Annotated in this window: 5 protein-coding genes; 3 read left to right on the forward strand and 2 right to left on the reverse strand. The window is 68.7% G+C overall.

Annotation, left to right across the window (positions count from 1 at the left end; translation table 11 throughout):
* Nucleotides 1–304, reverse strand: a 304-nt coding sequence (locus QZ753_RS18890) for a porin (protein ID WP_294645923.1), incomplete at its 3' end; no start/stop codon positions are given.
* Between the two features lie 339 nt (nucleotides 305–643).
* Complete coding sequence (metH, locus tag QZ753_RS18895) at nucleotides 644–4,408, reverse strand: methionine synthase (protein ID WP_294645925.1); 3,765 nt, start codon at nucleotides 4,406–4,408, stop codon at nucleotides 644–646.
* Nucleotides 4,409–4,682: 274 nt separating this feature from the next.
* Between metH and efeU the strand changes: the two genes are divergently transcribed.
* The 3 genes from efeU to QZ753_RS18910 all read left to right on the forward strand — a co-directional run.
* Nucleotides 4,683–5,528 (forward strand): iron uptake transporter permease EfeU, encoded by an 846-nt coding sequence (efeU, locus tag QZ753_RS18900; protein WP_294645927.1) that lies wholly within the window; start codon nucleotides 4,683–4,685, stop codon nucleotides 5,526–5,528.
* Between the two features lie 10 nt (nucleotides 5,529–5,538).
* Entirely contained in the window at nucleotides 5,539–6,723 is a 1,185-nt protein-coding gene (gene efeO, locus QZ753_RS18905; protein ID WP_294645929.1) for an iron uptake system protein EfeO, read from the forward strand.
* A partial coding sequence (locus tag QZ753_RS18910) for a Dyp-type peroxidase domain-containing protein (protein ID WP_294645931.1) occupies nucleotides 6,720–7,340 on the forward strand: 621 nt, incomplete at its 3' end. The genes efeO and QZ753_RS18910, both read left to right, overlap by 4 nt.

Consider the following 7,340-nt stretch of genomic DNA (forward strand, 5'->3'; position numbering starts at 1 on the left):
TCTCTTCGCGGGCGTCGAAGTTCAGACGGGCGCGGACGCGGCTGGCGAGCTGGTAGTCGTCGCCTTCGAGGTTGACGGCCGGGTCACCGGCGACGTTCACCTGGAAGCGGACGTAACCGCCGACCGAAAGGCAGGTCTCGGTGCCCGGGATGTAGTAGAAGCCCTTGCCGTAGACGTCGCAAACGCGGACGTAATCGACCGGCTCCGGCTCGACGGCCACGATGGCGTCGGCAGCGCGAGCGCCGGAAACAGCGACGAGAGCCGCAGCGGAGCCAAGAAGTACTTGGTGGAAAACGTTTTTCATTGTCCCGGACAAATCCTGGTTGAAGGCTACGCAGCCCTTGCGGCGGCTACGTCCCAGGAATGGCACTGAAGATGTTTGGACACAATTTAAAAACGCCGCCGCCCCTTTCCGGATCGACGCTCCGACACATCGTTGTGCCGTTTTAGCCACATTTTGACTGCAGATATGGCGGTTATTACTTACAGTAAGTCGGTCTTACCATTTTGCATTGCGGCATATCTTGCGCGAAACGGGCGATGCACCGACGACCCGATGCGGAGGGTTTGACGAGACACGCCGGCCGCTTGGTGCGACCGGCGTTTGGCTCTGCGGTGACGTCAGAGGGTCGCCGAAAGGCTCTCAGCTCCGCGTCGGCACGTAGTTGAGCACCGGCCCGAGCCAACGCTCGACCTCGGCCACCGCCATGCCCTTGCGCCCGGCATAGTCATCGACCTGGTCGCGCTCGACCTTGGCGACGCCGAAGTAATAGCTGTCGGGATGCGCCAGATAGAGGCCGGAGACCGATGATCCCGGCCACATGGCATAGCTCTCGGTGAGCGTGACGCCGGTCTCGGCTTCCGCGTCGAGGAGCTTGAACAGGGTCACCTTTTCGGTGTGGTCGGGCTGGGCGGGATAGCCCGGCGCCGGGCGGATGCCGGTATAGGGCTCGCCGATCAGCTCCTCCGGGGCGAAGGCTTCGTCCGGCGCGTAGGCCCAGAGCTCGCGCCGGACGACCTCGTGCAGGCGCTCGGCGAAGGCTTCCGCGAACCGGTCGGCCAGCGCCTTCACCATGATGGCCGAGTAGTCGTCGTTGGCTTTCGCGAAGCGCTCGGCGATCGCCTCCTCCTCGATGCCGGCGGTGACGACGAAGCCGCCGAGATAGTCGGCGAGGCCGCTCTCCTTCGGCGCGACGAAGTCGGCCAGCGCCACGTTCGGTCGCTCGCCGCGCTTGGCGAGCTGCTGGCGCAGCGTGAAGAAGGTCGCAAGCTCCGTGTTGCGCGCCTCGTCGGTATAAAGGCGCACGTCGTCGCCGATGGCGTTCGCCGGCCAGAAGCCGACCACGGCGCGCGGCCGGAACCAGCCCTCCGCAACGATCTGCGACAGCATGCCTTGCGCGTCGTCGAAGAGCTGGCGCGCCGCCGCACCCTGCGCTTCGTCGTCGAGGATCGCGGGATAGCGTCCCTTCAACTCCCAGGTCTGGAAGAACGGCGTCCAGTCGATGTAGCGGGCGAGATCGGCGAGATCCCAGGTGTCGAAGGTACGCGTGCCGAGGAACGAGGGCTTCACCGGCCGGAAGCCCGACCAGTCGATCGGCTGGCGGTTGGCGCGCGCCTTCTCCAGCGGCAGGCGCTGCTTCTCGGCCTCGGCCTCGGCATGCTTCACCGCCACGCGCTCGTATTCGGCACGCACGCCGGCGGCATAGGCGTCACGCCCCTCGGGCGACAGGAGGCTCGACACGACGCCGACGGCGCGGCTGGCGTCGGTCACGTAGACGGTCTGCCCCTTGCGATAGCGCGGATCGATCTTGACCGCGGTGTGGACGCGGCTCGTGGTCGCCCCGCCGATCAGGAGCGGCACGTCAAAGCCCTCGCGCTCCATCTCGCTCGCGACATGCACCATCTCGTCGAGCGAGGGCGTGATCAGGCCGGACAGGCCGATGACGTCGACCTTCTCCGCCTTGGCCGTCTCGAGAATCTTGGCGGCCGGCACCATCACGCCGAGGTCGATCACCTCGTAGTTGTTGCAGGCCAGCACGACGCCGACGATGTTCTTGCCGATGTCGTGGACGTCGCCCTTGACGGTCGCCATCAGGATCTTGCCGGCGTTCTTGCGCGCTTCGCCGCCGTTCAGGCGCTTCTCCTCCTCCATGTAGGGAAGGAGATGGGCGACGGCCTGCTTCATGACGCGGGCGGACTTCACCACCTGCGGCAGGAACATCTTGCCGGCGCCGAAGAGGTCGCCGACCGTGTTCATGCCGGCCATCAGCGGCCCCTCGATCACGTGCAGCGGACGCTCGGCCTTTTGCCGCGCCTCTTCCGTGTCGGCGTCGATGAACTCGGTGATGCCGTTGACGAGCGCGTGGGACAGCCGCTCCTCCACCGTGCCCTCGCGCCACGACAGGTCCTTGGCCTTCGCTTCCTTGCCGGCGGTGCCGCGATAGCGCTCGGCGATCTCGAGCAGCCGCTCGGTCGGGCTCTTGCCCTCCCGCCCCGGCCGGTCGAGCACCACGTCCTCGCAGGCCTCGCGAAGGTCGGGGTCGATGGAATCGTAGACCGCGAGTTGCCCTGCGTTGACGATGCCCATGTCCATGCCGGCCTGGATGGCATGGTAGAGGAACACCGCGTGCATCGCCTCGCGCACCGGCTCGTTGCCGCGGAACGAGAAGGAGAGGTTCGACACGCCGCCCGAGATATGGGCGTGCGGCAGCGTCTCCCGGATCGTGCGCGTCGCCTCGATGAAGGCGACGCCGTAGCCATCGTGTTCCTCGATGCCGGTCGCGACCGCGAAGACGTTGGGGTCGAAGACGATGTCCTCGGGCGGGAAGCCGTTCTCGGTGAGGAGCTTGTAGGCGCGCGAGCAGATCGCGACCTTGCGCTCGAAGCTGTCGGCCTGCCCCTCCTCGTCGAAGGCCATGACGACGACGGCCGCGCCGTAGAGGCGGCAGAGGCGCGCGTGATGCAGGAAGGCTTCCTCGCCCTCCTTCATCGAGATCGAGTTGACGATCGGCTTGCCCTGGACGCACTGCAGCCCGGCCTCGATCACCTCCCACTTGGAACTGTCGATCATCACCGGCACGCGGGCGATATCGGGCTCCGAGGCCACGAGGTTGAGGAACTCGACCATCGCGGCCTTCGAGTCGATCAGGCCCTCGTCCATGTTGACGTCGATGACCTGCGCGCCGTTCGCCACCTGATCGCGCGCGACATCCAGTGCGGCGGCGTAGTCGCCTGCCGTGATGAGCTTACGGAACTTGGCCGAGCCCGTGACATTCGTGCGCTCGCCGACGTTCACGAAGGGGATGTCCTTCGTCAGCGTGAAGGGCTCGAGGCCCGACAGGCGCATCATCGGGGCGGGCTTCGGGATGGCGCGCGGCTTGAGGCCCGCGACCGCGTCGGCGATGGCGCGGATGTGCTCGGGGGTCGAGCCGCAGCAGCCGCCGACGACGTTGATCAGCCCCTCTTCGGCGAAGCCGCGCACCTGTCGCGCCATCGCGTCCGGCGTCTCGTCGTACTGGCCGAACTCGTTGGGCAGGCCGGCATTGGGATAGGCGCAGACATAGGTGTCGGCGACGCCCGAGATCTCGGCGAGATGCGGGCGCATGGCTTCCGCGCCGAGCGCGCAGTTGAGGCCGATGGTGAAGGGCTTGGCGTGGCGCACCGAATGCCAGAAGGCGGTCGGCGTCTGGCCGGACAGGGTGCGCCCCGACAGGTCGGTGATGGTGCCGGAGATCATCACCGGCAGCGAGATGCCGGCCTCGGCGAACACCTCCTCGGCCGCGAAGATCGCGGCCTTCGCGTTCAACGTGTCGAAGATCGTCTCGATGAGGATGATGTCGGAGCCGCCGTCGAGGAGGCCGCGAACCTGCTGGGCGTAGGCGATGCGAAGGTCGTCGAAGGTGACGGCGCGGTAGCCGGGATTGTTGACGTCGGGCGAGATCGAGGCGGTGCGGTTGGTCGGGCCGATCGCGCCCGCGACGAAGCGCCGGCGCCCGTCTGCCTCTTCGGCGCGCAGGGCCGCGCGGCGCGCTACGGCCGCGCCCTCGCGGTTCAATTCGTAGACCACCGCCTCCATCTCGTAGTCCGCCTGCGCGATCGTCGTGCCGGAGAACGTGTTGGTTTCGACGATATCGGCGCCGGCCATCAGGTAGGCGAAGTGGATGTCCTCGATGGCTTTGGGCTGCGTCAGGACGAGGAGGTCGTTGTTGCCCTGAAGGTGGCAGCGGCAGTCGTGGAAGCGGTCGCCGCGGAAATCGTCCTCCTGCAGGCCGAGCCCCTGGATCTGCGTGCCCATCGCGCCGTCGAGGATCAGGATACGCTCGGCGGCCGCCTTGCGCAGCGCCGTCCAGACATCGTCGCGCGGCTGCGCGAGGCGGGACGCGAAGAGCGTGTCGAGGGTGGAACTCATGGGAAGCACCTCAAGGCCGGGGCGCGGCCGCACCACATATAAGGATGTCCTTATATGATTTGACCGGCCGTGGCGAGGCATCGCCAAAACTCGCCGTCCGGACCCTGGCCGACGGCGAGAAACGACCTGTCGACACCCCGCAAACCGTTGTGCGGCAGGGGTTAGGCTGGAGCAGTTCCAAAACAAAACATTTGCTGACTTTTTTGTGAAGGATTATGAGGACCCACCCGGCGAACGCTCGCCGCATCCTGTTCAGAACCGCTGGGGTCCGACCATGCTCGTCCCGTTCCTCATCATGCTCCGCGAGGGGCTGGAGGCCGCCTTGATCGTCGGGATCGTCGCCGGCTACATCTCGCGCAGCGGTCGCGGCGCCTGGATGCCGGCCGTCTGGTCGGGCATCTTCCTCGCCGTCGCGCTGTCGCTCTTCGTCGGCGCCGGGCTGCAGCTGGCGAGCGCGGAGTTCCCCCAGCGCACGCAGGAACTCTTCGAGGCGCTGGTCGGCTTCGTCGCCGTCGCGATCCTCACCTCGATGGTGCTGTGGATGCGCAAGGCGGCGCGCTCGCTCAAAGCCGAACTGCAGGGCTCGATCGACCAGGCGCTCAGTGGAACGCGGGCGCAAGGGCTGGCGCTCGTCGGCCTCGTGTTCTTCGCCGTCGCGCGCGAAGGGCTGGAGTCGGTCTTCTTCCTTCTCGCCCTCTTCCAGCAGAGCCCCGGCGCGGCCGGCCCGCTCGGAGCGCTTCTCGGCATCGGCGTCTCGGCCCTTCTCGGCGCCGCCATCTATGCCGGCGGGGTGCGGCTCGACCTGTCGCGCTTCTTCCGCTGGACCGGCGTCTTCATCATCGTCGTTGCGGCCGGCCTCCTCGCCGGCTCGCTGCGCCATCTCCACGAGGCCGGCGTCTGGAACGCGCTGCAGGCGACGGTGATCGACTTGACGCCCGTCCTGCCGGTGGACAGCGCGCTCGGCAGCGTCCTGTCGGGCCTCTTCGGCTACATGGCCGACCCGAATGCCGGCGAGCTTCTCGCCTATTTCGCCTATCTCGTCGTCACCCTGCGGCTGTTCCTGCGTCCGGCCGCCTCGCCAGCCCGAGCGCCCGCGCGCCCCGCCGCCGCACTGCATTGAGGACGGCTTGATGACCGCCCCCGCTCCCGTCTCGCGCCGTGCCCTTCGCTGGGGGGCCGTCGCGTCCGCCGGCCTGATGTTCGCAGGCGTCGGCGCCTTCGCCTATGCCTCACAGGTCGCCGCACGCCGCGCCCCCGGCGCTGACGCGGTGACCGTGACGCTGCGCGGCGACGCCTGCCAGCCGAACGCCCTGACGGTTCCGGCCGGCCGCGTCAGCTTCCGGATCGTCAACGAGACCGAGCGCGCCGTGGAATGGGAGATCCTCGACGGCGTAATGGTGGTCGAGGAGCGCGAGAACATCGCGCCCGGCTTGTCGCAGACGATCGGCGCGCGCCTGAAGCCCGGCGAATACGCGATCACCTGCGGCCTTCTGTCCAACCCGCGCGGCCGCCTCGTGGTCCTGCCGTCGGGGAGCGGTGCACCGACCGAGGCGCCGCGGCTCGTCGCCTTCGTCGGGCCGCTCGCCGAGTATCAGGTCTTCACGCAGATGCAGGCGCGCGATCTCCAGCGCGCGGCGGAAGCGCTCGCCGCGGCCGTGCGCAGCGGCGACATGGCCCGCGCCCGCGAGCTCTACGCACCCGCACGCGCGCCGTTCGAGCGCATCGCCCCCGTCGCCGAGCGGATCGGGGACCTGGCCGACCGGATCGACCCGGTCGCCGCCTATCTCGCCGCGCGCGAGGCGGACGGCGGCTTCACCGGCTTCCACCGCTTGGAATACGGCCTCTTCGCCCGAGGGTCGCTCGACGGCCTCGGGCCCATCGCCGATCAACTTGTCGCGGATATCGGCGCGCTGCGCGAGCGGCTGCGCGCCCTGAAGATCGGCCCCGTCGACATGACGGACGGCGCGACGCGTGCCCTGCGCGCGCTGGCGGACACGGCGGAGGGCGGCGGCGAGAACGTCTATGCCCGCACCGACATCACCGATATCGAGGCGCGCCTTGCCGGCGTCGAGAAGATCGCGATCCTCCTCAAGCCCGTCGCCGCGGATGCGGCGCCCGCGCCCTTCGCTGCGGTGGAGACCCGGCTTCAAGCCTTGAAGGGCGAGGTCGCTGCGCTTCACGGCACCGGTGCCGCGCCTTCGTTCGACACCGTGCCGGAGGCCGCGCGCGGCAGGCTGGCAGCGGATGCACGCGCGCTGGCTGAGGCGATCGACGCGCTCGGCACCGCGATCGGCCTCGGGCAGGACGACGCATGAGCGGCGCCCCCACCGGCGGCTGCCCCGCCTTCGTCACGGATCGCCGCCGCCTGCTGATGGGCCTTGCCGGCAGCGCTGCCGCCGCGTCGATCGCGGGTCTTGGCGCCGCGCGCGCGGCCGAAGTCGAGGTCGCCGACGCGCCGCACAGCGAGGCGGCGCGTCGGAGCCAGCCGTTCCACGGCCTCCATCAGAGCGGCATCGTCACGCCCCGCCCGGCGGCCGGCATGGTGGTCGCCTTCGACACGCTGGCGCAGTCGCCGGACGAGGTCGAGCGCCTGTTCCGCACCCTCACCGAGCGCTTCCGCTTCCTGATGGCGGGCGGCCCGGTGCCCGAACTCGACCCGAAGCTTCCGCCCGCCGATTCCGGCATCCTCGGCCCCGTGATCGCGCACGACAACCTGACGATGACCCTGTCGCTCGGGCACAGCTTCTTCGAGGACCGTCCGTGGCTCCAGCCGCTGCGTCCGCGCTGCCTCCAGCGCATGGCGCGGTTTCCCAACGACGCGCTCGATCCGGCGCTGTGCCACGGCGACCTATCGATCCAGATCTGCGCCAACACGCCGGATGCGACGATCCATGCGCTGCGCGACATCATCAAGACGTTGCCCGACCTTCTC

It is taken from the genome of uncultured Aureimonas sp. (assembly GCF_913775355.1).
GTDB lineage: Bacteria > Pseudomonadota > Alphaproteobacteria > Rhizobiales > Rhizobiaceae > Aureimonas.

Coding starts and splice junctions, on each gene's coding strand:
- metH (WP_294645925.1), bottom strand. CDS start 4,408: ATGAGTTCCACCCTCGACACGCTCTTCGCGTCCCGCCTCGCGCAGCCG.
- efeU (WP_294645927.1), top strand. CDS start 4,683: ATGCTCGTCCCGTTCCTCATCATGCTCCGCGAGGGGCTGGAGGCCGCC.
- efeO (WP_294645929.1), top strand. CDS start 5,539: ATGACCGCCCCCGCTCCCGTCTCGCGCCGTGCCCTTCGCTGGGGGGCC.